27 protein-coding genes, 1 tRNA gene and 1 pseudogene are annotated in these 24,166 nt (G+C 45.6%); 7 read left to right on the forward strand and 22 right to left on the reverse strand.

Annotated elements, in window-relative coordinates; translation table 11 throughout:
• Nucleotides 1-39 precede the first annotated feature (39 nt).
• From E8E00_RS11600 to E8E00_RS11620, 5 genes are read right to left on the reverse strand one after another with little or no spacing between them, the layout of a single operon-like run.
• On the reverse strand, nucleotides 40-702 hold the full coding sequence (locus tag E8E00_RS11600; RefSeq protein ID WP_096630757.1) for a hypothetical protein: 663 nt from the start codon (nucleotides 700-702) through the stop codon (nucleotides 40-42).
• A complete protein-coding gene (locus tag E8E00_RS11605) occupies nucleotides 696-1,187 on the reverse strand; it encodes a TIR domain-containing protein (RefSeq protein WP_096630755.1) in 492 nt (163 codons plus the stop codon). The genes E8E00_RS11600 and E8E00_RS11605 overlap by 7 nt, the downstream gene beginning before the upstream one ends.
• 30 nt (nucleotides 1,188-1,217) lie before the next feature.
• Complete coding sequence (locus E8E00_RS11610) at nucleotides 1,218-2,243, reverse strand: nucleotide kinase domain-containing protein (RefSeq protein WP_096630753.1); 1,026 nt, start codon at nucleotides 2,241-2,243, stop codon at nucleotides 1,218-1,220.
• Nucleotides 2,233-2,790 carry an adenylate kinase gene (locus E8E00_RS11615; protein ID WP_096630750.1) on the reverse strand — a complete coding sequence of 186 codons (558 nt, stop codon included), beginning with the start codon at nucleotides 2,788-2,790 and terminating at the stop codon, nucleotides 2,233-2,235. The genes E8E00_RS11610 and E8E00_RS11615 overlap by 11 nt, the downstream gene beginning before the upstream one ends.
• The gene (locus tag E8E00_RS11620) at nucleotides 2,787-3,830 is read right to left on the reverse strand and encodes a thymidylate synthase (RefSeq protein WP_240531924.1); all 1,044 of its coding nucleotides are present in this window, start codon (nucleotides 3,828-3,830) and stop codon (nucleotides 2,787-2,789) included. Before E8E00_RS11620 ends, E8E00_RS11615 begins: the two co-directional genes overlap by 4 nt.
• A 478-nt stretch (nucleotides 3,831-4,308) precedes the next feature.
• Here E8E00_RS11620 and E8E00_RS17165 point away from each other — a divergent pair.
• Nucleotides 4,309-4,392, forward strand: a pseudogene (locus tag E8E00_RS17165) (helix-turn-helix domain-containing protein); the annotation flags it as partial.
• 247 nt (nucleotides 4,393-4,639) lie between these two features.
• Here E8E00_RS17165 and E8E00_RS11625 read toward each other — a convergent pair.
• The 5 genes from E8E00_RS11625 to E8E00_RS11645 form a co-directional block, all read right to left on the reverse strand.
• Nucleotides 4,640-5,449, reverse strand: a complete 810-nt coding sequence (locus tag E8E00_RS11625; protein WP_096630745.1) for a class I SAM-dependent methyltransferase — start codon at nucleotides 5,447-5,449, stop codon at nucleotides 4,640-4,642.
• 80 nt (nucleotides 5,450-5,529) lie between these two features.
• Entirely contained in the window at nucleotides 5,530-6,567 is a 1,038-nt protein-coding gene (locus E8E00_RS11630) for a hypothetical protein (protein ID WP_096630743.1), read from the reverse strand.
• An 87-nt stretch (nucleotides 6,568-6,654) separates the two neighbouring features.
• The gene (locus tag E8E00_RS11635) at nucleotides 6,655-7,320 is read right to left on the reverse strand and encodes a GIY-YIG nuclease family protein (protein WP_096630741.1); all 666 of its coding nucleotides are present in this window, start codon (nucleotides 7,318-7,320) and stop codon (nucleotides 6,655-6,657) included.
• 1,033 nt (nucleotides 7,321-8,353) lie between these two features.
• Nucleotides 8,354-8,429 (reverse strand) — tRNA-Ile (locus E8E00_RS11640).
• A 154-nt stretch (nucleotides 8,430-8,583) separates the two neighbouring features.
• Nucleotides 8,584-8,829: a hypothetical protein gene (locus E8E00_RS11645; protein ID WP_069589970.1), complete on the reverse strand. Its 246-nt coding sequence runs from the start codon at nucleotides 8,827-8,829 to the stop codon at nucleotides 8,584-8,586.
• Nucleotides 8,830-9,150: 321 nt separating this feature from the next.
• On the opposite strand from E8E00_RS11645, the gene argF reads away from it, so the two are divergent.
• From argF to pyrI, 3 genes are all read left to right on the forward strand, one after another.
• Nucleotides 9,151-10,158, forward strand: coding sequence for an ornithine carbamoyltransferase (gene argF, locus E8E00_RS11650; RefSeq protein WP_096630738.1), 1,008 nt, complete (start codon nucleotides 9,151-9,153; stop codon nucleotides 10,156-10,158).
• Nucleotides 10,159-10,372: 214 nt separating this feature from the next.
• Entirely contained in the window at nucleotides 10,373-11,314 is a 942-nt protein-coding gene (gene pyrB / locus E8E00_RS11655; RefSeq protein ID WP_069589975.1) for an aspartate carbamoyltransferase, read from the forward strand.
• Nucleotides 11,314-11,781, forward strand: coding sequence for an aspartate carbamoyltransferase regulatory subunit (gene pyrI, locus E8E00_RS11660; RefSeq protein ID WP_096630735.1), 468 nt, complete (start codon nucleotides 11,314-11,316; stop codon nucleotides 11,779-11,781). The genes pyrB and pyrI overlap by 1 nt, the downstream gene beginning before the upstream one ends.
• Nucleotides 11,782-11,903: 122 nt before the next feature.
• Here the strand turns inward: pyrI and sspB are convergent, their stop codons facing one another.
• The 8 genes from sspB to zapE all read right to left on the reverse strand — a co-directional run bounded on the left by sspB (nucleotide 11,904) and on the right by zapE (nucleotide 18,295).
• Nucleotides 11,904-12,425, reverse strand: coding sequence for a ClpXP protease specificity-enhancing factor (gene sspB / locus E8E00_RS11665; protein WP_096630732.1), 522 nt, complete (start codon nucleotides 12,423-12,425; stop codon nucleotides 11,904-11,906).
• Complete coding sequence (gene sspA / locus E8E00_RS11670) at nucleotides 12,425-13,063, reverse strand: stringent starvation protein SspA (RefSeq protein ID WP_069588088.1); 639 nt, start codon at nucleotides 13,061-13,063, stop codon at nucleotides 12,425-12,427. The genes sspB and sspA overlap by 1 nt, the downstream gene beginning before the upstream one ends.
• Nucleotides 13,064-13,150: 87 nt before the next feature.
• Nucleotides 13,151-13,888 carry a cytochrome c1 gene (locus E8E00_RS11675; RefSeq protein ID WP_096630730.1) on the reverse strand — a complete coding sequence of 246 codons (738 nt, stop codon included), beginning with the start codon at nucleotides 13,886-13,888 and terminating at the stop codon, nucleotides 13,151-13,153.
• Entirely contained in the window at nucleotides 13,885-15,150 is a 1,266-nt protein-coding gene (locus E8E00_RS11680) for a cytochrome bc complex cytochrome b subunit (protein WP_077456390.1), read from the reverse strand. Before E8E00_RS11680 ends, E8E00_RS11675 begins: the two co-directional genes overlap by 4 nt.
• The gene (gene petA / locus E8E00_RS11685) at nucleotides 15,150-15,740 is read right to left on the reverse strand and encodes a ubiquinol-cytochrome c reductase iron-sulfur subunit (protein WP_077676375.1); all 591 of its coding nucleotides are present in this window, start codon (nucleotides 15,738-15,740) and stop codon (nucleotides 15,150-15,152) included. Before petA ends, E8E00_RS11680 begins: the two co-directional genes overlap by 1 nt.
• Nucleotides 15,741-16,105: 365 nt before the next feature.
• Nucleotides 16,106-16,495 (reverse strand): 30S ribosomal protein S9, encoded by a 390-nt coding sequence (gene rpsI / locus E8E00_RS11690; RefSeq protein ID WP_069588094.1) that lies wholly within the window; start codon nucleotides 16,493-16,495, stop codon nucleotides 16,106-16,108.
• A 13-nt stretch (nucleotides 16,496-16,508) separates the two neighbouring features.
• Nucleotides 16,509-16,937, reverse strand: a complete 429-nt coding sequence (rplM, locus tag E8E00_RS11695) for a 50S ribosomal protein L13 (RefSeq protein ID WP_096630727.1) — start codon at nucleotides 16,935-16,937, stop codon at nucleotides 16,509-16,511.
• A 251-nt stretch (nucleotides 16,938-17,188) separates the two neighbouring features.
• Entirely contained in the window at nucleotides 17,189-18,295 is a 1,107-nt protein-coding gene (gene zapE, locus E8E00_RS11700; RefSeq protein ID WP_096630725.1) for a cell division protein ZapE, read from the reverse strand.
• Between the two features lie 200 nt (nucleotides 18,296-18,495).
• Between zapE and zapG the strand changes: the two genes are divergently transcribed.
• The 3 genes from zapG (at nucleotide 18,496) to degS (ending at nucleotide 21,551) form a co-directional block, all read left to right on the forward strand.
• Entirely contained in the window at nucleotides 18,496-18,903 is a 408-nt protein-coding gene (zapG, locus tag E8E00_RS11705) for a Z-ring associated protein ZapG (RefSeq protein WP_096630723.1), read from the forward strand.
• A 68-nt stretch (nucleotides 18,904-18,971) separates the two neighbouring features.
• Nucleotides 18,972-20,336, forward strand: a complete 1,365-nt coding sequence (locus E8E00_RS11710) for a Do family serine endopeptidase (RefSeq protein WP_096630720.1) — start codon at nucleotides 18,972-18,974, stop codon at nucleotides 20,334-20,336.
• 141 nt (nucleotides 20,337-20,477) lie between these two features.
• Nucleotides 20,478-21,551: an outer membrane-stress sensor serine endopeptidase DegS gene (gene degS, locus E8E00_RS11715; RefSeq protein ID WP_069588104.1), complete on the forward strand. Its 1,074-nt coding sequence runs from the start codon at nucleotides 20,478-20,480 to the stop codon at nucleotides 21,549-21,551.
• Nucleotides 21,552-21,653: 102 nt separating this feature from the next.
• Here the strand turns inward: degS and murA are convergent, their stop codons facing one another.
• Genes murA through mlaC form a run of 4 tightly spaced genes read right to left on the reverse strand, consistent with a single transcriptional unit; the run spans nucleotide 21,654 to nucleotide 24,165 of the window.
• Nucleotides 21,654-22,913: a UDP-N-acetylglucosamine 1-carboxyvinyltransferase gene (murA, locus tag E8E00_RS11720; protein ID WP_077456382.1), complete on the reverse strand. Its 1,260-nt coding sequence runs from the start codon at nucleotides 22,911-22,913 to the stop codon at nucleotides 21,654-21,656.
• A gap of 9 nt (nucleotides 22,914-22,922) precedes the next feature.
• Nucleotides 22,923-23,177 (reverse strand): BolA family iron metabolism protein IbaG, encoded by a 255-nt coding sequence (gene ibaG / locus E8E00_RS11725; RefSeq protein WP_077456380.1) that lies wholly within the window; start codon nucleotides 23,175-23,177, stop codon nucleotides 22,923-22,925.
• A gap of 2 nt (nucleotides 23,178-23,179) precedes the next feature.
• Complete coding sequence (locus E8E00_RS11730) at nucleotides 23,180-23,494, reverse strand: lipid asymmetry maintenance protein MlaB (RefSeq protein ID WP_096630718.1); 315 nt, start codon at nucleotides 23,492-23,494, stop codon at nucleotides 23,180-23,182.
• Entirely contained in the window at nucleotides 23,491-24,165 is a 675-nt protein-coding gene (gene mlaC, locus E8E00_RS11735; RefSeq protein ID WP_077479453.1) for a phospholipid-binding protein MlaC, read from the reverse strand. The genes E8E00_RS11730 and mlaC overlap by 4 nt, the downstream gene beginning before the upstream one ends.
• Nucleotide 24,166 lies beyond the last annotated feature (1 nt).

Genomic DNA, 24,166 nt, shown 5'->3' on the forward strand with positions numbered 1-24,166 from the left:
ATCTTAGAATGGTTATTTATAAAAAATAACAACCAAAATTTAATAAAGCTCTCCAGTTCCTTGGTCCACTCTTTTATAAAAGTCAGAAAACTGACATGGGTCGGAAATAATAATGTTTTTATCACTGTGAAATTTAATATCGATTTCTTCTATTATCTTTTTAGCGGGTTCTGATTTGTCTAAAGAGATTTTTTTATAGTTTCTAATTCGATTATACCCAATTGATCCTAAATCTATTTCAATTGCCTTATCACCGAAATAATAAAAGTGGTCTGAAATCAACACTTGATTCGCTTTTGTATCACGATATAGATTGGTAATATTAAATGAACCATCAGGATTGCTATGATGAGAGTCTTCTTGAATCCATTCACCATTTCTATCCTTATGATATATGTTATCACCTAAGACCTGAACACGACTCCCATTTCTTGCTGGTTTTTTTATAGAAAACCTATGATCATCCCAATAATCATCAAAGCTCATTTTTTCAGTAACTTTCATTAATAGAATGCACTTCTTTTTCGCGTTCTTTAAGTTTGCTCCACCAACTCCTAGTATCCAGTCACCTACCTTAGCAGTGTTTCTAATGTCTGGTTTACATGTTGCTAAAGTACAAAAACCATGGAATGGGTTAGGGGCGAAACCAAAATCTCGCGTTATTGCATAAGCATAAAGAATAGAGCTAGGTTCAATTAGCATACGACATTACCCCCTTGTATATTATCACGCTCTGTACCATCAGGTTTTTGAAAGCTAATTTTTCCTTCTAATGCATTTATAATAGCCTCGCCTCTCCAAGAAACGATAGATGTAGCATATTTTTCGAGGTTTTCGGGTAGTGTTACATTTCCTGTTAAACCATTCTCGTACACACCAATGATAGGTTTTCCAAGTTGATGAGCAGCTTGAATTTCCCAGTTTACCCACGGTCTAGTATGTGTTTCTTTCCCTATAACAACTATTACCTGACTTGCCCATCTCATTTTCATTCTAAGCAAGCGAGCTATAGTCCTATCACTAACCTTTTTTTCTTCAACACGTCTCTCATTTTCAGGTTTCATTCTTACAGAACTATTTCGTAACTGGTAACCTTTTCCCGCTGCTAGACGTGATATTCCATCAACACTAGCATCATCTTTGTGATGATGGCTCACAAAAACATTTTTCTTGACTTCTTTAACCATTAGAAAACCCTTATTGGTTATTTATATTCATTAAAATAACTTTAAATTATTATCTTGGTAATAATATTTTTGCTTTGGTCTCTTATTATTAAACTTAGTTCGACATCTTTTATCGATCTCACATGCACCGCTATTTTCCATGTCCATTAATGTATATTTTCTTTCTTCTTTGGGGAGAAAGTGGAATATTTTATCCATATCCCATTTTTCTTTATACTCTTCTGATATTTTATTTTGATTTAAAGTAAACCAGAAAAGACATTCTTCGCTATTCATTCCGTCTCTGTCGGAAAATATCCAATTTATTCCCCTTTCACATCCTGGACCTGATACGACAAAATTCATCTCTGTAAAAGGAAATTTATTTATATATGTTAAGTCTACGAAAATTTGGTAGGCGAGAAAATCACCAATTCCTGAAAATGACTTTAGGTGATTAAATACTTCTAGTTGGTTTGCAGAAAAATTTACGCCATTTACTATTTTATCTTGGTTGTAAAAAACAAATTTTATCATCCTTAAAATCATGTTTTTTTCAGTTTTACCTTCTATTTCCTCTAGAAATTTACCAAAGTTAACTTTGGGTCCTCCAAGTATGTAGGCTGCACTGAAAAAAACATAGTTTGGATTTTTTAAAGATATATTATTGAGCTGTTCTCTGATTGTTTCATTAATGTATTTTATGTTCATTTTTGAAAAATCAAATGGTGCATTTATTTCTCTTAAAGTATCACTCTTGTTTATAACTCGAAATAAAAATGAGTTGAGTATTTTGTTATCATAGCTTACTGAATGGTTGTTGATGACATTTTGTAACAACCATTTCGTTTCTCTATCCCAAGTTCTTTTTGTATTTACAAATTTGTAATTCTTCAATATTTCATCATCTGTCCAATAAGGAGGGAGACAAAGTATTTCTTTTTTGTAATAGATTGATGTTCTCTCCCTTTGATGATGAAACCATTCTCGAATAACACTATCATTTAAAACTGGTTTAGAGTTTTTTATCTTCCTCTCTCTTACATTACAGAAGAGCTGATCATTTTTAATATCCACTAGATAACACCTCTTCTATGAAGGTTTTAAAATCACCCATTCCATATTCATTATTTATAAACTGATAATCCGCTTTTGTTTTATTTAAATTTATATACTTGTCAATGTCATATTTTTCATAATTATTGTTGCTTCTTTCTATGTAAATTACTATGAATCCATTATTCTTACACCATATAAATTCGTCGTTAGATCTTATATCAGTAATGATTATATTTTGATTTTCTTTGTATCTTTCTTCCAAGTTAATTAATTCTTCTGATAGCATTCTGATGAATATTCTATCTTCTATTTCTCTAAGTTTATTAAGATGTAGCCAAATGTCTCTTGGGGTGTGTTTGATTGACTCACCAGTGGACAATGTAATGTTTATTGGTAACGTTTTTTCTTCGGGAAAATAGTCCTTTTCCATCCATGGGTAAATGTGGTTGGCTAGTTCTTTCAATTGATCACTGAAAGATAATCTAATGAAGTCATGTTCATCTATTAGATATCTAGCTAGAAAATCTTTACCACTTCCGGACACACCCATGAATGCAATTTTCATATATTTCCCTCATTGGTTTTATTGAAGTAATTTGAACTTATACTGAGATTAAAGTCATCACTGAAATCATCTTTTATCACAATGGGTTGATTGAATTTCTCTTGATGTATATATGATAGAACTGCTTCTGCGTATCCCCAAAGTAAGTTTTTTTCTTTCTCTACGCAATACTTTTCAAAAATACCTTCTAAAATATTAACTTCTTCTGGAATTCTTTCTTTATTATGGCTTTCTGTAATAATAGTATTAAAAAATTCAACTATATCAATAAATAATGACTTTATTCTAGGTAGTGAGTTAGGGAATTTTATTTCGTCATTGTTTAGTATCTTGGTTTGTTGTTTCTCCTTGTTATTATATATATTCTTGGCTTGTTCTATTCTTTTTTTATATATGTGTAGATTTGTTACTGATTGATGTAAATATCCAACTTTAATTTCACTATCTACTTCGTTTTGTAAAACTGATACTACTATTTCTTGAAGTAGACTAAATTCAAAAATATTGATATTACTTATACCAAATATAAGATCCCCACTTCTTTGTATGATCTTTATATTTAATTTTTTGTCCGGAGTAACGAAGAAATGTATTAAGTTATTGCAAGGAATATCTACGCTGTTTTGTAAGTTATATACATTCTTTAGACTTTCGTCGGTGTCTCTGTCAGGCATGTATAAACTAAGGACGGCTCGTCGTGTGAAAATGCCATCTTTTTTGAATTGATTTATGACATGCTCTAGTTGCCCATGAGCATATAGCCTTTCTCCATAGGCTGCGCGCCAAACTACTCCGTCATCTGAATATTTAGGTGCTCTTGGGAGAAAAAACTTTAGATATGGTTCAATTCGGTTATCACCAGCGAGAACCCACATAGCTTCAGCAAAAGTGGAAAAGATATTGTTTTTCCTGCCCAATAGACTTAGATGCCTTGATCTTGGATTATGTAAGATCAAACTAGCATCATAGATGGTTAAAGCATCTCCGTTCCTCGTTGATAGGCAGGTACCTTCAGTGAGTACCTTTTCTAGGATTTTCATTATTACATCGTTAATAGTATCTCCATAAACGATATGCATAACCGGAACCTCATGCTTTTAAGTTGGCATTTTTAGTTGATAAACTGCTTCAATAGTCTCCGTCGCATGACTCTCTAGGTTAAAGAGGTCCCTTGTAAACCTACAAATGGCTTGTTTCTATAAAATGTAACAGCCTTTAAGGAGCTCTAAGTCATACGATGTTTCCAGTTTATAATCTACTATTATCATATTGTGCGTTTTGGGGGGAGTGAAGTGATGAATTGCACATTTGTCTACTACTTATCACAGAAATGCGTAGGTATGGCTCGGCAATGGTGTAGCCGTTATCGAGACTTGGTGCTCATTTACTAAATTGCTGTTATTACTGGGCGCCCCTGAATTCAGATAATAAGTGCAACACTCATGGTTAAACGGGCGAGAGGAAGTCAACTGCTGATAGTGGTACGCTTCTCATCGCCAAAATCAAAACGTGATTACCATGAGTTACCAGCAGTTGACCGAAGGACAACGATACCAGATTTCTGTCCTTTTGGCCCGTGGCTGTTCACAAACAGTCATTGCCTATCCAAGCCTTCTTTTTGAATAGCGCCTGCTTGGGTTAACCGAATAATGTCTAATGGCCCTGTCACAAGATTGGCAGGCAGGGGTGAGACCGCAGTAAGAGACCTTCTATATGTGTTTGCCGTAAGCAATGACTTAATGGCGGAAATGACAGAACGAAGTAGACGACTTTGTTGTTCGAGAGCATTGGCTGCTGGCGCAGCCAAAAAAATGCTATTGCCTATTGACCGGAGAAGGGCTCATATGTGTTATACAAGTGGTTGCGTCATGTGTACAACATAGGCATATCTTTGACCATCGTTTTTTTTAATGCTTTGACAAAATTTCAACTGCAAATTTTCATTCAATCCTTTTTCGATTAAGTCAAGAGCGTTGACTGGGCTAACTAAAAGCGAGTGATATTCTGTACCAACCCTTACCGTATACTCAGGAAACTTAGCTGTATATTCTGGCTCAATATCCGCGATTATAAGAGAACCATTAGGTTTTAGTAGTGAAGCCGCTTTCTTGATATCAAACGGATATGGAAGGGAGGTTAGAACAAACGATACTACAATCGCATCAAACTTTTCCTCACAGGAATTCAAGAATTCGTTTAAGTCGGACATCTTTGTTGTAAATTTAAAATCGGCCATTTCTACATTTTTTTCAAATGCAGTTTTCATTTCTGACGAAGCATCTACGTAATTCCATGTTACGTTTGTTCGGTTAAAGAAGTGAGCAGCAACATTGATGCCTGTACCACCACCCAAATCAAGCACTGAAGCCGAATCTAGTTCATCAATTGCCTTTTTCAAATGCTTAACTGTATTGATGTGCGATTCTTTCAAAAACTGAGTATTGCGTTCATCATAGTCATTAGCAATTTTACCATAAAACAATGCAGCTTGTTCACGGGCGTAAAATTTTCTCTTTTGTTTTTCACGATAAAACACCCCAATAAATGCAGCTACACTTCCAAGCGATACGATTAAAGGCTCGTATGTAAATTCAGTAACTGCCCATGCGACTGAGATCAATAATGTTAATACTGATAATAACTTAATGATAATTTTCAAATTGCTCTCTACTTATTTGAATTTGAATAACGCAAAGTTCAATTGACATATATTTTGTCAATTGAAACGCCTTGTTAGGTTTATGATTCTGTTATCCTAATAGTTTTAATAAAATCGTGACGAGCATTGACAAAATCTTTTAACCTCTGCTTTTCAACCTCAATATCAAAATATGAAAGAGTTCTATTTTTAATATTATCAATACAATAATTTTGATTATGTAGGTTGTGGAGTTGGTTTTGAGCCATATAATCGTATGACCAACGATAAAATGAATTAATGTTGTTAATTTCGTTAGCGTTGGTGAACTTACGATTTTCTAAGATATCTGAAAGTTTCCATGTTATATCATTTAAGTCGTTAAAACACTTTTCAACTTTTTCTTCTAATCTTTGAACACTCTCATCATCTATATTCCCAGATACAATACACTCTAATACAAGAGATACAATGTAATTAGACAGAGCATACCTAGCAATTAGGTAGTTATTAGCTATGCTTTGGGGATCAAAAAACTGTGTATTTACCCCATCTTCTAGACGCGTTATGAACGTATGGAATACCTGCTTTAAATCTATCCGGCGTTGCTGGATATTTGTTAGCGTCGCAATACTCAGATTATTTGATTTAGAAATATGTTGTATCTCTTCAGATACATCTTGAATAAATTCAGCAATTGACTTTAATTTACTAATCTCAGGAATAATAAATTGATCCTGAATTTGACTTAAGTAATGATTGTTTTGGTTAATTAAATCGGAATAAATAGATGTTAATCTTTGGTTTAGCATCGGCATAACACATGTCATCAATTGTTGCACGACATCCATACCATTAAGAATTTCGAAACCTTGATGCTGTGAAAAGCCACCTTTCACGGATTTTTCCATCGAAGAAAAACTTCCGTTCTTGTACCTGACGATTCTTTCCAATGGCAGACTTGTTTGAAAAAATGGTGCAGATGTATCAAAGTAATGTTTTAAGCCAGAAAATAGATCACTCGATACAATATTTAGAATGTTGCTATTTTGATTACCTTGAATATTTAATTTTGGAACGACAACCTTTGAGCCTAATATAACCTCAAGCAAGGTTAGTTTTTCTACATTATTTGACACTTAAATTTCCTTTTACTCTGAGTAACCTAACGCCGTGCTCTAGGGCAAGCCGGAGCGCAGCGTAGGTTTGTCCCTAGCAGCACTTTGTTAGCTCCGACCTTTGCTGGCACGGTACTCTTTATCAATTTTATGACAGTACTCTTCTTTAAATAATTCGGTAGTCATGATTATAGAGTACGGGTCGAATTCATTTACAAACTTCCTAGCATTCACCTGAACATGATCTTCGCGTTTAAAAAACAAACCGTCATCATGGCTACCGTCAGTAATAAAGGCCAAATCTTCCCTTTTTATGGTCTGATCCACCATAAAACCATCACGAGACGTTTTTTCAGTAGTAATTTCTAACCAAACTCGCTCTTTTGGTTGTACGATTCTTACCGACACAATTTCATCTTGCAAGTGATCAGGATATTTCTGTAACAATAAATCAGTTATATCTACAGCCTCAAACTCATCTTCCCGATCTTGAGTGCTATTTAACTCCTGTAGCAGCGCGATTGCTTTATCTAGCGGGTATCGGAAAAACTCTCTGTTGGGATTTACCCTGAAATCGGACAGTTCGCTATGAATGTTTTTCTCTAGCACATCATAGTCAAACGAAAATAATTCGAATGCTACTTTAAAGGGTGTTGGCACGGATGTCTTTGATAGCTCTTTGGCTCGCTCACGAGAGTCCCTTGCAGTTTTACCAATCTTTATAAGATCTGGCATAGAAGCATTTGTCAGAATATAAACATAGCCATTTTTCATAATTCGATCTTTATCATCTATAAGAGCTAACATTGTATTAGTGCGCACGCACGATTTCCCAAAACCGTTATACGCACTCTTGCCCACCTAACTGTCTGTTACCAATATAATTTCTCACCTCTAATGGATACTACTCGTCCGCGAAAGTGTGCATACCACCTATCTCTATTCTGGTATTCACACTATCCCCAAGCGTGAGCCTGTAAATACCTGACTAATAAACTCTTTTTGTCATCCGTTCTGCGATAGTGTGAATCTATCACGGATAAACGCGCACGCTTTTGGCTCTATCTAGCAGATAAGCTGGTCAAGCATCCAGTGGTTAGCCATGCTACCGCCGATCAGTTGTCGGCACCTAACACGCCATCGTATTGGCAGATTTGTAGATGAGTGTATCAAGCCGTGTGTGGGTTTTCGTGCGCTGTTATCTAAAATGTTAGATGGCACAGGTTTTGTGATATGGATATAAAGGTGGGCTTTGGCAAAGCGAAAGGTTAGATTAGCGGACATCAGCCCTATCTCAATAAATAGTCACCTCAAATAAATTCCAGACCAGTCTCGATTGACAAGACTTAATTGCGGCACTAGTTTTGTGGATCGGTCCCGATGGAAGGAGCACCCCTTGGGCAATTGGAGCCCAAGCCGACGCAGCCATTGGGACTTTTTCTATAGTTTCTATAGTTCGCACAATCCTCTCGGAGGATCATCGGCTATATGCCATTTGTGTTCACGTAGTAAGCGTTTATGCTCATAAGCTGTCAACACTGAGTAGTGTTACTGCTGTCACCAACGAATTTAAGCCCTGATGGAAGGTGCGCTCCTTGGGCAATCGGAGCCCTTGCAAACGCAGCTATTGGGGCTTTTTCTATTCCTCTCCCCTAATCTAGCGTTTTGAGCTATCGATTTGTCACCTGATTTATTTTGATGCGAAACAGCAAGAGTAGTGCGTTCTTGTTTGACTAAGTGTTTGACTAAAAATCAGCAGGTACAAAAAAGGCGTAGTAGGTACTAACCTGCTACGCCTCGCTATAACTGGTGGCCCCTCCCAGACTTGAACTGGGGACCAATCGATTATGAGTCGACTGCTCTAACCACTGAGCTAAGGGGCCGAGTGGGTTGGGATTATAGGGGATGCCCGACAGGGTGTCTAGCTGTAAGGGGGGTGAATTCAGTATGCTTTTTGAGCACTTAGCGCGGTAAAACCAAAACAAGCGCCGCCAATGTGGCGGCACTCACGCTTTGCTTACTTAGGTTGTCTTCGCCTTACTGCATCGCAGGGTCTTGGCTAGTGTCGTCGGCGGGCCAAGTGTTCTCTTCTTCAGCAGGCCAAGTGCTGTTGTCTTCTTCTGGCATCGGCTGGGTATCACAGTCGGTGCTTCCGTCTGGGCAGGTCACAGCAGGCTGTCCGTTTGCTGGCTGCATTGGCTCATCGTTTGCCATCGCAGGGCCGGCTAGGCCAACCATCATCATTAATGCGCTTAGGGTGAGTGCTTTGTTGTGTGCTTTCATCACTTTCTCCTTCGTTTTTGTCGTTGCCCTTGAGGACAAAATCAGTATCTCGCGATGCCAGCGGTGTTCTGTCATTGAGACGCTATAGGTTGGTAAAAGGCGCGCAGAGTTTGTCGCCGGTTTTTTAAGCGTGTCAGCTGTCGTTTAAAAAGCCCCCTCCCGGTCAGAAAAACATCAGAATGATAGATTTTTGGTCAACATGTTGCGCTTGCGTGGGGCAATAGGCTTGCATCTCATCGTCTCTCCCCTTACTATCAAAAAGAATAATTAAACATTTTTATTGGCTTTATATTCACAAATAAGCCATAAAAAGGGATAGATATGAAAAGCAACCTCTACCAACACTCACTGCTCACTCTGTTAGATCTGTCCCCGTCGCAGATCCAAGATTTGGTGGACGACGCTGCGATGTTAAAAGCGGCGAAGGCCAATGGTGAAGAAGTTGCCCGTCTAAAGGGTAAGAATATTGCGCTGATTTTTGAGAAAACCTCGACGCGAACGCGTTGCGCCTTTGAGGTAGCTGCGTTTGATCAAGGCGTACAAGTGACCTATCTCGGCCCAAGCGGTACGCAAATTGGTCATAAGGAAACCATCAAAGATACCGCGCGCGTGCTGGGAAGAATGTACGATGGCATTCAGTATCGCGGTTTTGGGCAAGGTGTAGTGGAAACCTTGGCAGCATACGCGGGCGTGCCGGTTTGGAATGGACTAACGGATACCTTTCACCCCACCCAAGTCCTTGCTGATCTGCTCACCATGCAAGAGCACAGTGACAAGCCGCTTAATCAAATCGCCTTTGCCTATTTGGGGGATGCGCGCAATAACATGGGCAATTCCTTGCTGGTTGGGGCCGCTAAAATGGGAATGGATGTACGCCTGATTGGACCCAAAGCTTATTGGCCCGAAGAAAGTTTGGTTGCGCGTTGCCAAGATATTGCCGCCAGCACTGGCGCGTCGATCACCTTAAGTGAAGAGACTGCCGCGGTGGAAGGCTGTGATTTTGTGTATACAGATATTTGGGTATCGATGGGCGAGCCCGAGTCGGCATGGGCACAACGCGTGGCCGCGCTTACGCCTTATCAAGTCACCCCAGCCTTGATGCAAGCGACACAAAACCCTCAGGTGAAATTTATGCACTGCCTGCCCGCGTTCCATAATGATGAGACCCAAGTGGGCAAGCAAGTGGCTGAGCAATATGGATTAAATGGCCTAGAAGTGACTGAAGAGGTGTTTGAATCTGCGCAGTCGATCGTCTTTGATCAGGCAGAGAATCGCATGCATACCATCAAGGCTGTGATGGTCGCCACACTCGTAAAACCACAGGCGTAAACGATTGCACTTTTGCTTGCACCCCACAAAAAGGCGCGTATAATTCGGCCAGATTTCATTACACGGCCAGTCGATATGTTTGTTATTCCACCCACAAACAGCGCGCTATCCGCCCCTCAGGGGGACAGCACCCGCATTGGTCGTGATCGTAAAAACCTCCGTTTCGGAGGTTTTTTTTTGCCTGTAGCACACTGCAAAGAAAGGGACTCGCGTTATGGCCAATACCCTGTATAACAAACACATTATTTCCATTCCCGAGCTCAGCCGCGACGAGCTGGAGTTAATCGTTGCCACGGCGGGCGAACTCAAGGCACGCCCTAACCCGACGCTGCTAAAAAACAAGGTGATTGCCAGCTGCTTCTTTGAAGCCTCCACCCGCACACGCTTGTCGTTTGAAACGGCCATTCAACGCCTAGGCGGCTCGGTGATTGGCTTTCCCGATGGCGGCAATACCTCATCAGGTAAAAAGGGTGAAACCTTGGCTGACTCGGTGCGTGTGATTTCATCATATGTGGATGGCTTTGTGATGCGTCATCCAAAAGAAGGCGCGGCCCGTTTGGCCTCAGAGTTTTCGGAAGGTGTGCCTGTGGTGAATGGCGGCGACGGCGCCAATCAGCACCCGACCCAAACCTTGCTGGATTTATTCTCCATTTATGAAACCCAAGGTCGTCTGGATAACCTCAACATTGCCATGGTCGGCGATCTGAAGTATGGCCGTACCGTGCACTCCCTTACTCAAGCCTTGTCCAAGTTTGAAGGGAACCGTTTCTTTTATATCGCCCCCGATGCGCTCGCCATGCCCGAGTATTTGCTCGATGAGCTCACTGCGGCGGGCCACCCTTACAGCCTGCATAGCAGTATTGAAGAAGTGGTGCCTGAGTTGGATGTTCTGTACATGACCCGTGTGCAAAAAGAGCGCTTCGATGAGTCAGAATACGCCCATATCAAAGCTGCGTTTATCCTAAACGCTGCGATGTTGCGTGATGCGAAACCCAATATGAAAGTGATGCACCCACTGCCACGAGTGGATGAGATTACCGTGGATGTCGATAAAACCCCGCATGCGTATTACTTTGAGCAAGCCGAAAATGGCGTCTACGCGCGCGAAGCACTATTGGCCTTGGTGTTAAATGAACAAGTGGAAGGAGTCGCCTAATGAACACTGATAGCAAACTACAAGTAGAAGCGATTCGCAACGGCACTGTGATTGACCATATTCCAGCGCACATTGGCTTTAAGATCCTCAACCTCTTTCAAATGCATGGCAGTGAAGAACGGATCACCATTGGCTTGAACTTGCCCTCTTCCGCGCTCGGCAGCAAGGATTTGATCAAAATTGAAAACGTGGTGATCAGCGAAGATCAAGCCAGCCAGCTGGCACTTTATGCGCCACAAGCGACGGTGAATCAAATCGAAGAGTATCAAGTGGTCGCCAAGCTGCCGCTGACATTACCAGAGGTGATTCGAGGCGTGTTCCGCTGTCCGAACAGTAACTGTATCACGCACGGTGAGCCTGCAGTGGTCAGTAGCTTTCGAGTGTTAACTGAGCAGCAAGATGTCAAACTGCGCTGCAAATACTGTGAAAAGGTCTTCTCTCGCGAGATCATGACCGAAAATCACTAAGCACTCGTTATCCGTGCCGACTAGCCCTTGGTGAGGAATATCAAGGGCAACAAAAAGCCAGCTTAATGCTGGCTTTTCTAATCAAGCGATCAGACTGTTTCAATAAACAGCGATGAGATCGGTTATTTCACCACAGTCAGGGTCGGTTTCCCTTTTTTCGCCGGGGCGGCTGGGATCTCATCCTCTTCGGCTTGTGGCAACGCTTCCGGATCGTCTACGCTATCGACCGACACAAGCGATGGCTCGTCATCATCGATATTCAGTTCATCAAAGGCTCCCGATACCATCTCTTCATCTTCTGGCGAGGCATACGCAGGCTCCATTTCAAACATGGTGCCGGCGCCGTTTTCGCGAGCATACAATGCCATCACGGCCGCCATCGGTACATTGACCTGTTGTGGCCGTCCGCCAAAGCGGGCATTGAAACTGACGAACTCGTTACCCAGCTCAAGGTTACCGACCGCGCGTGGCGCGATATTGAGAACGATTTGACCGTCTTTGACATAATCAAACGGTACCTGCACGCCCGGCAAGGTTGCATCAACAACCATGTGCGGAGTGAGCTCGTTATCGAGTAACCAATCATAAAAAGCACGCACCAAATAAGGGCGGCGTGGTGTCATCGAGAATTCTGATGTAGACATTATTGACCCGTTAGTCGCATTTCACGTTCAGCTTCTGTCAGTGAGGCGAGAAATGAATCACGCTCAAACAGACGCGTCATGTAGTCTTTGACTTCTTTAGAGCCTGGGCCTGCCAGCTCAATGCCCAGAACAGGCAAACGCCACAGCAGTGGTGCAAGATAGCAATCAACAAGGCTAAACTCTTCACTCAAGAAGTACGGGCTTTCCGCAAACACAGGCGCCAGTGCCAGTAGCTCTTCGCGCAGTTGTTTACGTGCCTTGTCGGCCTCATCAGCACTACCGTGGCTGATCTTTTCAACCAAGGTATACCAGTTACGTTTGATGCGATACATCATCAAACGGCTTTGCGCACGCGCAACAGGGTAAACTGGCATCAATGGCGGGTGAGGGAAACGCTCATCCAAGTATTCCATGATGATGTCTGCGTTATACAACGCAAGTTCACGGTCCACCAAGGTCGGAACAGAGTTATAAGGATTCAGATCAACCAAGTCCTCTGGCAGATTGTTCGGATCTACCAACTCAATTTCTACACTGACACCTTTCTCTGCGAGGACGATGCGTACCTGATGACTATAGAGATCAGATGCGTCAGAGAATAACGTCATCACCGAGCGTTTATTGGCAGCAACAGCCATCAACCCCTCCAGGATGTTCAATATCAATAGAAAGCAATGGGGACAAAGCGTCCCCATTGCGGATTAGCAACACACTAGATTAACCGATCAGTGCACATCGCGCCAATATTCTTTCTTGAGTAGGTAACCCAAAATAAGGAATATCACGAAGAAGCCAATCACCCACCAACCTAGTTGCTGGCGCTCTAACTTCACAGGTTCGCCGGCATACTCAAGGAAGTTAACCAGATCACGCACGGCATTGTCGTACTCGCCGGAGCTGAGCTCGCCATTGCCGTCAGATTCGAGGCCAACGAACTCTTCAACCATTTTACCGTCAACCATACGTTGCTCGTAAACTTTACGCGGTGTCCCTTGCAGCTCTTCCAATACATGGGGCATACCGACGTTCGGGAAAACCACGTTGTTCACGCCAAATGGACGAGAAGGGTCAACATAAAACGAGCGTAAATAGGTGTATAGCCAATCCACACCACGCACTCGCGCGACCAACGTTAGGTCAGGTGCCGGCGCACCAAAGTACTGGCCGCCAGATTCTTGCGACATGGCGTTTTTCATCAAATCCCCGTACTTGGCGTTTTTATCGAAGATGAGATTATCTTCCATCAAGTCTTTCGGGATATTCAGATCGTCTGCCACACGCTGATAGCGCTGATATTGCGTGGCGTGACAACCAAAGCAGTAGTTCATAAACAGCTTGGCACCACGTTGCAATGAGGCTTTGTCCGTTAAGTCGTTGTTGGCATCGTCCAAATGAACATTACCACCGGCGGCCATCGCCAAAGAGGGCAACAGCGCGCATAACATTACAATCCATTTTTTCATTTGAATGTCACCCTCTCTGGTAGCGGTTTTGTTGCTTCATTTTTGCTGTAGAAGAACAACAGCACGAAGAACATGAAGTAACAGAAGCTGAAGATCTGCGCCAGCAAGGTATAAGTTGGCGTCGCAGGCAACGCACCGAGAATGCCCAGAGCGATAAAGGCAATCACGAATTGCACAATGTTCGCCAAGTGCAACTTGCTGCGGTAGCGGTATGAACGCACGCGACAGCGGTCAAGCCATGGCAACAAGAACAGCACCACAATCGATGCACCCATGGCGATAACCCCAATCAGTTTGTCTGGAATCGCACGCAAAATCGCATAGAAAGGCGTGAAGTACCAAACCGGGGCAATGTGCTCAGGTGTCTTCAGCGGGTTCGCCGCTTCAAAGTTAGGTGGCTCAAGGAAATAGCCGCCCATTTCAGGGTTAAAGAAAATGACGTAGGCAAACAAGATGCCGAACACACCGATACCAATCAGATCTTTCACCGTCCCGTAAGGGTGGAAAGGGATCGAATCGAGGATGTCATATTTCTTGGTGTAGTCAGGGTGGAACTTAAACTGTGACTGGTAATCGTCGCCCATCTTGCCTTTTGGCAGTTTGGTATCAATACCGTCTGGGTTGTTTGAGCCCACTTCGTGCAGTGCCAGTACGTGAAGCACAACAAGCAACAGCAGCACAATTGGCAACGCAATGACGTGCAGCGCAAAGAAGCGGTTCAGTGTTGCGCCAGAGACGACGTAGTCACCACGAATCCACAGGGTGAGGTCGTCACCGATAACCGGAATGGCACCAAACAGTGAAATAATAACCTGCGCGCCCCAATATGACATCTGACCCCATGGCAGCAGATAGCCCATAAAGGCTTCAGCCATTAGCACCAAGAAAATCAACATACCGAACAGCCACAGCAGTTCACGAGGCTTTTGGTACGAGCCGTAAATTAACCCGCGGAACATGTGCAGGTACACCACCACGAAAAAGGCTGAGGCCCCAGTGGAGTGCATATAACGAAGCAGCCAGCCGTACTCCACATCACGCATGATGTATTCAACCGACGCAAACGCGCCTTCTGCTGACGGTACATAGTTCATGGTTAGCCAAATCCCTGTAAGAATTTGGTTAACCAAAACAATCATGGCCAACACACCGAACATATACCAGAAGTTAAAGTTCTTCGGCATAGGGTATTCGGTCATGTGTTTACGGTACGCATTCATCGCTGGAATACGTTTTTCAACCCAGTTCAGGAAATTTTCCATTACGCATTCCCCTCATCTTGTCCCACGATTATGCGCTTGTCGTCCAAGAACATATAAGGCGGCACTACCAAGTTAAGTGGCGCTGGAACACTTTGGAATACGCGTCCGGCCATATCAAACTTGGAACCGTGGCACGGGCAGAAGAACCCGGCTTTCACCCCACTTACCTGCTCGCTAAAGCTGTCTGGCAAATAGGTTGGTGAACAACCAAGGTGGGTACAAATACCAACCGCAACAAAGATTTCTGGCTTAATAGAACGGGTTTGATTGGTTGCATACCCTGGCTGCTGAGGTTGCTCAGACGCGGGGTCACGAAGTCTGTCTTCAAACGTAGACAACTCTTCGAGTATTGCTTGGCTGCGACGGACCACCCATACAGGCTTTCCTCGCCATTCGACGCGGATCATCTGGCCGTCTTGCAGTTTACTGATATCGACTTCAACTGGCGCACCCGCGGCCTTTGCTTTGGCGCTTGGGTTCCAGGACTTAATAAAAGGCACGGCAACTGCTACGGCCCCTAAACCGCCAACAACTGACGTCGTCGCAGTCAGGAAACGGCGTCGGCCGGTATTCACTGGCGCATTGCTCATCCAACATTCTCCCATGTGCTCCCGCTTGGATTTTTATTGTGTCCTTTGCGTCCATGGAGCGTACGGCTAACTCAAAAACGAATATGTAATAACGGCTGACCGGGATCAGTTCGATTAAATCTTAGCTGCTATTACGTCGGCTAGATGATAGAGAAAACCCTACTTTTTGACAAGATAAAGCTACCTTTTTGTAACAAATGTGAGCGGTGTGCACAGAATTAAGGAAAGGGTAATAGAAATGTTGGAAAATGCGTGCTTATACGCTGTTTTGAAAGGAAATATATTTGTAAGCCGTTTGGTGCAAAGATAAAAAAAGCCCGGTGTAACCACCAGGCTTTTTGAGGCAAATATTGCTCGGGCGTAAATTAACGCTTCGAGAATTGTGGGCGACGACGTGCTTTGCGCAGACCCACTTTTTTACGCTCAACTTTACGCGCGTCACGAGTCACGAAGCCAGCTGCACGTAGTGCAGGACGTAGAGACTCATCATATTCCATCAGTGCACGAGTGATACCGTGACGGATAGCGCCCGCTTGACCAGAGATACCACCACCAGAAACGGTGATGTACAGGTCTAGCTTGTCGATCATCTCAACCAACTCTAGTGGCTGACGAACAACCATGCGAGCAGTTTCGCGACCAAAGTAAGTGTCCAGAGAACGCTTGTTGATCTCGATGTTACCGCTGCCCGGCTTGATGAATACACGAGCTGCGGAGCTTTTGCGACGACCAGTGCCGTAGTATTGTTCTGCCATTGCTATATTCCTCTTAGATGTCTAGTACTTGCGGTTGTTGTGCCGCGTGCTTGTGCTCAGAACCCGCGTAAACTTTCAGTTTACGGTACATCGCACGACCTAGAGGACCGCGAGGCAGCATGCCTTTAACGGCTTTCTCAATAACCAGCTCAGGTTTTTGCGCGATCAGCTTCTCAAAGCTGATTGACTTAATGCCACCAATGTAGCCAGTGTGGCTGTAGTACATTTTGTCAGACGCTTTGCGGCCAGTTACAGTAACTTTCTCAGCGTTGATAACAACGATGTAGTCACCGGTGTCAACGTGAGGGGTGTATTCTGGTTTGTGCTTACCACGCAGACGAGATGCAATTTCAGTAGCCAGACGGCCCAGAGTTTTGCCTTCAGCGTCTACAACGTACCAGTCGCGTTTTACAGTTTCTGGTTTAGCAACGAAAGTTTTCATGCTAATGATTACCCGATTTAATAAGTTTCACTTAAGGAGCCGAAGCTCCCACTGTTAAGAGTCCATACAACACCCCTTCGAGTGGTGGTACCCTCGGCCTAAGCCTTTCAACAGTAACGGTGGGTTGCGGGATTATAGGGAAGAGTGGAGAAAAAATCACCTCTTTTTCAAAAAAAATCCCACCAAAATGCGCAACTGGTTATTGTTTAGCAATCGCTTGATGCGCAAAGCGCCAACAGGCGCGCGACAGCCTATGGTAAGTGCGCCAATGCAAGGTATTCGTGGCTTTGCATCTCGATAAGACGTGACTGGCAGCGCTCAAATTCGAACCGTAATCGCTCGCCCGCATACAGGCTGTCCATCGGCACCGCTGCAGAAATGATCAGCTTAACGTTACGTTCGTAAAATTCATCCACTAGGGCAATAAAACGGCGGGCAGCATCTTCTTGATTAGCCTGAAGTTGTGGCATATCGGCCAGCAATACCGTGTGATACAAACGCGCCAATTCCATATAGTCGGTTTGGCTACGTGCGGACTGACACAGCTCAGCAAAACTAAAATGCGCGACACCATCACCATTTTCGATGGTTTGCAGCGCGCGGTGGTTCACGTCAATCACATCATCGCGCACCCCACCCTCGCCATTGAGCTTACGAAAGTAGTCGTCCATTTTGGCACGGGCACTGTCTCCCAAGGGATGATGAAAAATGTCTGCTTGCGTGAGGGTGCGAAGACGATAATCCACCCCTGAGTCAACGTTCACCACCTCGCAATGCTGATTGATTAAATCGATCGCAGGTAAAAACCGCTGTCGCTGAAGGCCGTTGCGATATAACTCATCTGGCACAATGTTTGACGTGGCCACCAGCGTAATACCGCGTGCAAACAGGGCTTCCATTAAGGTGCCGAGGATCATCGCATCAGTGATATCAGAGACAAAAAATTCATCGAAACACAAAACGCGCGTCTCTTGGGCAAATTTATCCGCGATTTGCCAAAGCGGATCGGCCTCGCCATCCAGCACTTTTAACTCTTGGTGTACCCGATGCATAAACCGGTGAAAGTGCATGCGCATTTTGTTTTCAAAGGGCAGCGCATGGAAAAAGGTATCCATCAGATAGGTTTTACCGCGTCCGACACCGCCCCAAAAATAGAGCCCTTTGACCGGTGTAACCGGCTCAGGAGTCGATTTACGCCATGGCAGCCATGCACGCTTGTCTGGCTTAGGCGCAGCCACAGGTGTGTGCAGTAAGCGGTGATAGAGCGCATCGAGTTTCTCAACGGCCATGCGCTGTGCGGGGTCTTCGATAAAATCGTTTTGGTTCAGATCGTTATTATAATGTTCGAGCGGCGTCATTCCTTGAAAGCCTCGTGTTATTCGCCTGCCTTGATAGTACCACGTCAGACGATTGCCATGTATAGTGAGCAGCAATCACCAACCTTCACCTTTCTCAATATAGTGCGCTAAAGTTGAAGCAAGCAGACGCGTTTCGCTTGTCTTTTTAGGCGGGAAAATGGTATCTGTGGTTGGTCAACTTGTGACTACAAGGAGCAGTTATGGCCTGGATTAATAGCCTGATCTTTCTCATCATCGGCGTAGCGGTTGGCTTTTTAATAGCCCGCATGACTACGCGTGACCTCAAACAACAAAAAGATTTAAAAAGGGAGCTGGAAAAGTCACGTTACGAGCTGGAGCAATATCGCCAAGAATTGGTCGATCATTTCGCCCAAAGTGCTGACCTGCTCGATACCATCTCGAAGGATTACAGCAAGCTGTATCAGCATATGGCAAAAACGTCTTCCGATCTGATGCCTAATTTACCCGAGCAAGATAATCCTTTTGCGAAGCGCTTGGGCAAGATCACCGAGATTAAAGAAAACACTGACAGCGACCAACCGCCACGCGATTACTCTGACACTGGCTCTGGGCTATTGAAAGGGGAAGAAAAGTCGCGCGTGAGTTGATCAAGGATTGAACTTTTTAAGATAGGCCCCACTCTTATCCATACTCGGACAATCGGAGTGAGTCTATGATGAAAAAGTCTTTACTAGCGATTAGTGTTGCCGCGTTGACCCTTGGCGCGGCATTTTCTCCTCTTCCTAGCCATGCGGCACTTCCTCAAGCGGTGAGCGGTCAAACCATGCCTAGCTTGGCGCCAATGCTTGAGAAAGTTTCTCCTGCCGTGGTCAGTATCGCTGTCGAGGGTAATAAAGTTTCGAAACAACGTGTTCCTGAAGCGTTTCGTTTTTTCTTTGGCCCCAACATGCCTTCTGAGCAAGTCCAAGAGCGCCCATTCCGCGGGTTAGGCTCTGGCGTCATTATCGATGCGGACAAAGGCTACATTGTTACCAACCATCATGTGATTGACGACGCCGACCAAATTCGCGTCCAGCTGCAAGACGGCCGCGAATATGACGCTCGTCTAATTGGCAGCGATGAGATGTCAGACATTGCCCTGCTGCAACTGGATGACGCTGCGAAAAACCTCACCGCAATCAAACTGGCTAATTCAGACGCACTACGCGTCGGTGATTTTGCCGTCGCGATTGGTAACCCCTTTGGACTGGGGCAAACCGTTACCTCAGGGATTATCTCTGCGCTCGGACGCAGTGGTTTGAATTTAGAAAACTTTGAAAACTTTATTCAAACCGATGCCGCGATTAACAGCGGTAACTCCGGCGGCGCTTTGGTCAACCTAAATGGTGAGCTGATTGGTATCAACACCGCGATTTTAGGCCCCAATGGCGGTAACGTCGGGATTGGTTTTGCCATCCCAGCCAACATGGCGAAAAGCTTGGTCGACCAAATTCTCGAATATGGCTCGGTACGCCGCGGCATGCTGGGCGTGACCGGCCGTGAGCTGACCTCTGAGTTGGCAGATGCATTTGGCCTTGCCACCAAACATGGTGCGTTTGTAAGCCAAGTGATGCCGGACTCTGCCGCCGAAGAGGCTGGCTTAAAAGCCGGCGACATTATTGTTTCGGTCAACGGTAAGAGTATCCGTACCTTTGGCGAGCTACGCGCAAAAATCGCGACCTTGGGCGCAGGCAAAGACGTTGAGCTGGGTGTGATCCGAGATGGCGAAACCATCACGGCCAAAACCACGCTGAAAGAAGCGAGCCAGACGCAAGCCAAAGCCGATGACCTGCATAAGGCGTTGAAAGGCGCTGAGCTGAAAAACCATGATGGCGATCCTGCCGGTGTAGAAGTCGCTGCGGTCGCAGAAGGGTCTTTGGCGGCGCGCTACGGGCTGCGCGAAGGAGATGTGATTGTCGGGGTGAACCGACATAAGGTCGAAAACCTCGGTGATTTACGTAAGATTTTGGAAGACAAGCCGAATGTGCTGGCTCTGAATATCGCCCGAGACAACGGCTCCTTGTATTTAGTGATCCGTTAATCCCGCCTTTGCAGTACGCACAATGCCTGCCACTTGGCAGGCATTTTTTGTACAAAGCTCACCGCTTAGCATTTCCACAAACGATTGTTGCAATGCTATCCTCTAGCCTCGCAGTTGGCTTCGTTGAGGATAGCATTATTTATGCTGGCACTATTGGTTCGCTCCACGCTTATTGGCTTATTCACTGCCGCCCTAATTTTGGTTGCGGTGCCTGATCTACGCTCAGGCCTTTTTAGTGTTTCATCCTTGCCCGATTTTGATGAGGTCCAACAGCCTGAACTGGTTTCATTCAGTTATGCGGTCAAGCGCGCCTCTCCCGCGGTGGTGAATATTTATACCCGCAATTACGTTCGCGGCGACCGTTTGCAGCTCAATACCCAAGGACTTGGCTCAGGCGTGATCATGAGCGCCAAAGGCTATGTGGTCACCAATTATCATGTCGTCGCCAAAGCGGATCAGGTGATTGTTGCCCTGCAAGACGGCCGTATTTTTACCGCGCAAATGGTCGGTAAAGATCAACGCACGGATCTGGCGGTGCTGAAAGTTCCAGCTGAAAACTTACCCGTGATCCCGGTCAACCAAGACTATCAACCTGCCGTTGGCGATACCGTTCTTGCGATTGGTAACCCGTATAACCTCGGACAAACCACCACTTACGGCATTATCTCCGCCACGGGCCGCACTGGGATGAGCTTTTATGGCCGCCAAGACTTTCTGCAAACCGATGCCGCGATTAACCGTGGGAATTCCGGCGGCGCGTTGGTGAACAGCCGCGGTGAGCTGGTGGGGATCAACACAGCTTCGTTTCAGCAGGCAACCGATCTGGAAACCTACGGGATTTCCTTTGCCATTCCCTATCGCTTAACCGAAAAAATCATGAACAAACTGATTGCTGATGGGCGCGTGATCCGAGGCTACATTGGTATCGATGGTCGTGACGTCAATCCAGTGATGGCGCGCTTGCTTGATGCCGAGCAACAGCGCGGTGTCATGGTGGCGGACATGGATAAAGGCGGGCCGGCAGAAAAGGCGGGAATTCAGCCGCAAGATTTGATCATTAAAATTAATGATAAACCGGTTAAAGGCGCCCGTGGGGCAATGGATATTGTCACCGATGCGCGTCCTGGCACAACGCTTTCGATTACCCTTATCCGCGATGGGGAGAGTTTAACCCTGCCGGTGACGGTCGGGAACGAGCCAGACAGCGGCGAATAGTCGACGGCAACGCATCGTTAGCACACGCTGACGCCTCACAAAGACAAAAACGCCAGCCCCATCAAGGCTGGCGTTTTTTCGTTAATCTATCGCACGACGCGCTTACTCGCCGTCAATACGCTCGATTTTCGCGCCTAGCGCTTGCAGTTTATCTTCGATACGCTCATAACCGCGATCGATATGATAAATGCGATCCACCACGGTTTCGCCTTTGGCAATGCATCCAGCAATCACTAAGCTTGCCGAGGCACGCAGATCGGTGGCCATCACTTGCGCGCCACTGAGGCTATCGCAATCACCACACACCACAGTGTTGCCTTCTATTTCTGCATGTGCACCCATACGTTGCAGTTCAGGCACATGCATAAAGCGATTCTCGAAGATGGTTTCGGTAATAATCCCGGTCCCTTTTGCCACCAAGTTCAGCAAGGTAAACTGTGCTTGCATGTCGGTTGGGAAGCCCGGATGCGGCGCGGTACGTACATTCACCGCTTTCAGTTCGCGACCGGTCATATCCAACTCGATAAAGTCATCGCCTGTGGTGACCTTAGCGCCAGCTTCTTCTAATTTATGAAGCACGGCTTCGAGTAGATCCGGTGAGGTATTGCGACAGACAATATGGCCGCCTGAAACCGCCGCGGCCACCAAGAAGGTCCCGGTTTCAATCCGATCAGCAACCACCGCATGTACGCCGCCGCCAAGACGTTCAACCCCTTCAATTTCAATCCGGTCGGTGCCTGCGCCTTTGACTTTCGCCCCAAGGGTATTGAGGAATTTCGCCGTATCCACGATTTCTGGCTCGCGGGCGGCGTTTTCAATCACGGTCGTGCCTTCTGCCAAGGTGGCAGCACACATCACAGTGACGGTAGCACCCACGCTGACTTTATCCATCACAATGTGGGCGCCTTTTAGACGACCATCGACGGTGGCACGCACATAGCCTTCATCGAGTGTGATGGTGGCGCCAAGTTGCTCTAAGCCGTTAATGTGCAAATCTACCGGACGGGCACCAATCGCACACCCACCGGGTAAAGACACTTCCCCTTTTCCGAAACGTGCGACCAAAGGGCCGAGCGCCCAAATCGACGCTCGCATGGTTTTAACCAGGTCATAGGGGGCACACAGTTCCGTGATATCGCTAGCATCGACATGGACAGAGCCATTGCGGCTGACTTTTGCCCCAAGGCGCGATAATAGCGCCATAGTGGTATCGATATCGCGCAGTTTAGGCACATTGGCCACTTCAACAGGCTCTTCAGCCAACAGTGAAGCAAATAAAATAGGGAGAGCTGCATTTTTCGCGCCGGAAATGGCCACGTCACCTTTAAGCGGGCCATTGCCCGTCACTCGAAACTTTTGCATCTGACCCTCTTACAACTGCATCAGCTTTTTATCGCGCGCCCACTCTGCGGGGGTCATCGCTTTAATGCTCACAGCATGAATATCGTTACGCGCAATGTGCTCCATCAGCGGACCGTAGATGGTTTGCTGTTTTTTCACACGCGACATCCCGTCGAACATCTCTGCCACGGCAACCACTTCAAAGTGGCTTCCGTCGCCTTTCACGTGCAGCTCGTCTAGTGACAGAGCCGCGTCTAAAATGGCTTTAACTTCGCTCGCTTCCACGTTTAAACCCCTTCTTGATGCTCAGCATCGTCAAAAAATGCCTCGATGTTGCTTAGCGTCAACAACAGTTTGAGCTGCTCTGGCATGCCACTGTAGCGCACGGTCTGACCTTTATCTTTCAAGGCTTTATCCAAGTGCAACAACATGGCCATGCCGGCAGAGTCGACGCGAGATAGCCCGCTTAAATCCAGGCTCAGCGCCGAATCATTGGGTAGCCACTGGCTACGCTGGCGCCAAAAAGCGGGCACTGTGTCACGATCTAACCGTCCTGACAAGTGGTAATGCTGTCCGCCGCTGGTAGTTAACTCGACACTCATGACTCGCCCTGTTTCTGTTTATCCTCGCGACGAATCGGTTTTGCTGCCAGCTCTTTGAGCTGTTCAATCACAGAATCAATGCCATCACGACGCAGCGGCGCTTTCCACTCTGATTGTTTAGATTGGATCATACTCACCCCTTCCGCCGTTACGTCATAGGCTTGCCAATTTCCTGTCCGAGTATTTTTACGCAGGCTGAAATCAAGGCGAATCGGCGGACGTGAGGAATCGGTGATATCCACGCGCACTTTAACAATCTTGTCGTCATCACCAATGGCTTGGTCACGTTGCACGTTGACATCTTGGTTGTCGTACTCGAGCAGGATTTGTGCGTAGGAGGCAATCATGTATTCGGTGAATGCCTCGGTGAATGCATCACGCTGTTCGGGGGTGGCTTGGCGATAATGCTGCGCACCTAGCACCAACGACGCCGCATAGCGGGTGTGGATATAGGGCAGTAGTTCGTCTTTGACTACGTCACGCAGCAAATCCGGATCGGCGCGGAACAAGGTGCGATCTTTACGCAGGCGAGTAAAGGTGTTGTCAGCCACTTGCTCAATCAACCGGTAGGGGTTAGTTTGGTCCACCGGCTCACTGGCATGCACAAACGAACTGACACTGGCGACAAACACGATCAGCGCTGATGACAGTGTGATCAAAACCTTTTTCATC

The sequence above is a fragment of the Salinivibrio sp. YCSC6 genome (genome assembly GCF_004916735.1).
Lineage (GTDB): Bacteria > Pseudomonadota > Gammaproteobacteria > Enterobacterales > Vibrionaceae > Salinivibrio > Salinivibrio proteolyticus.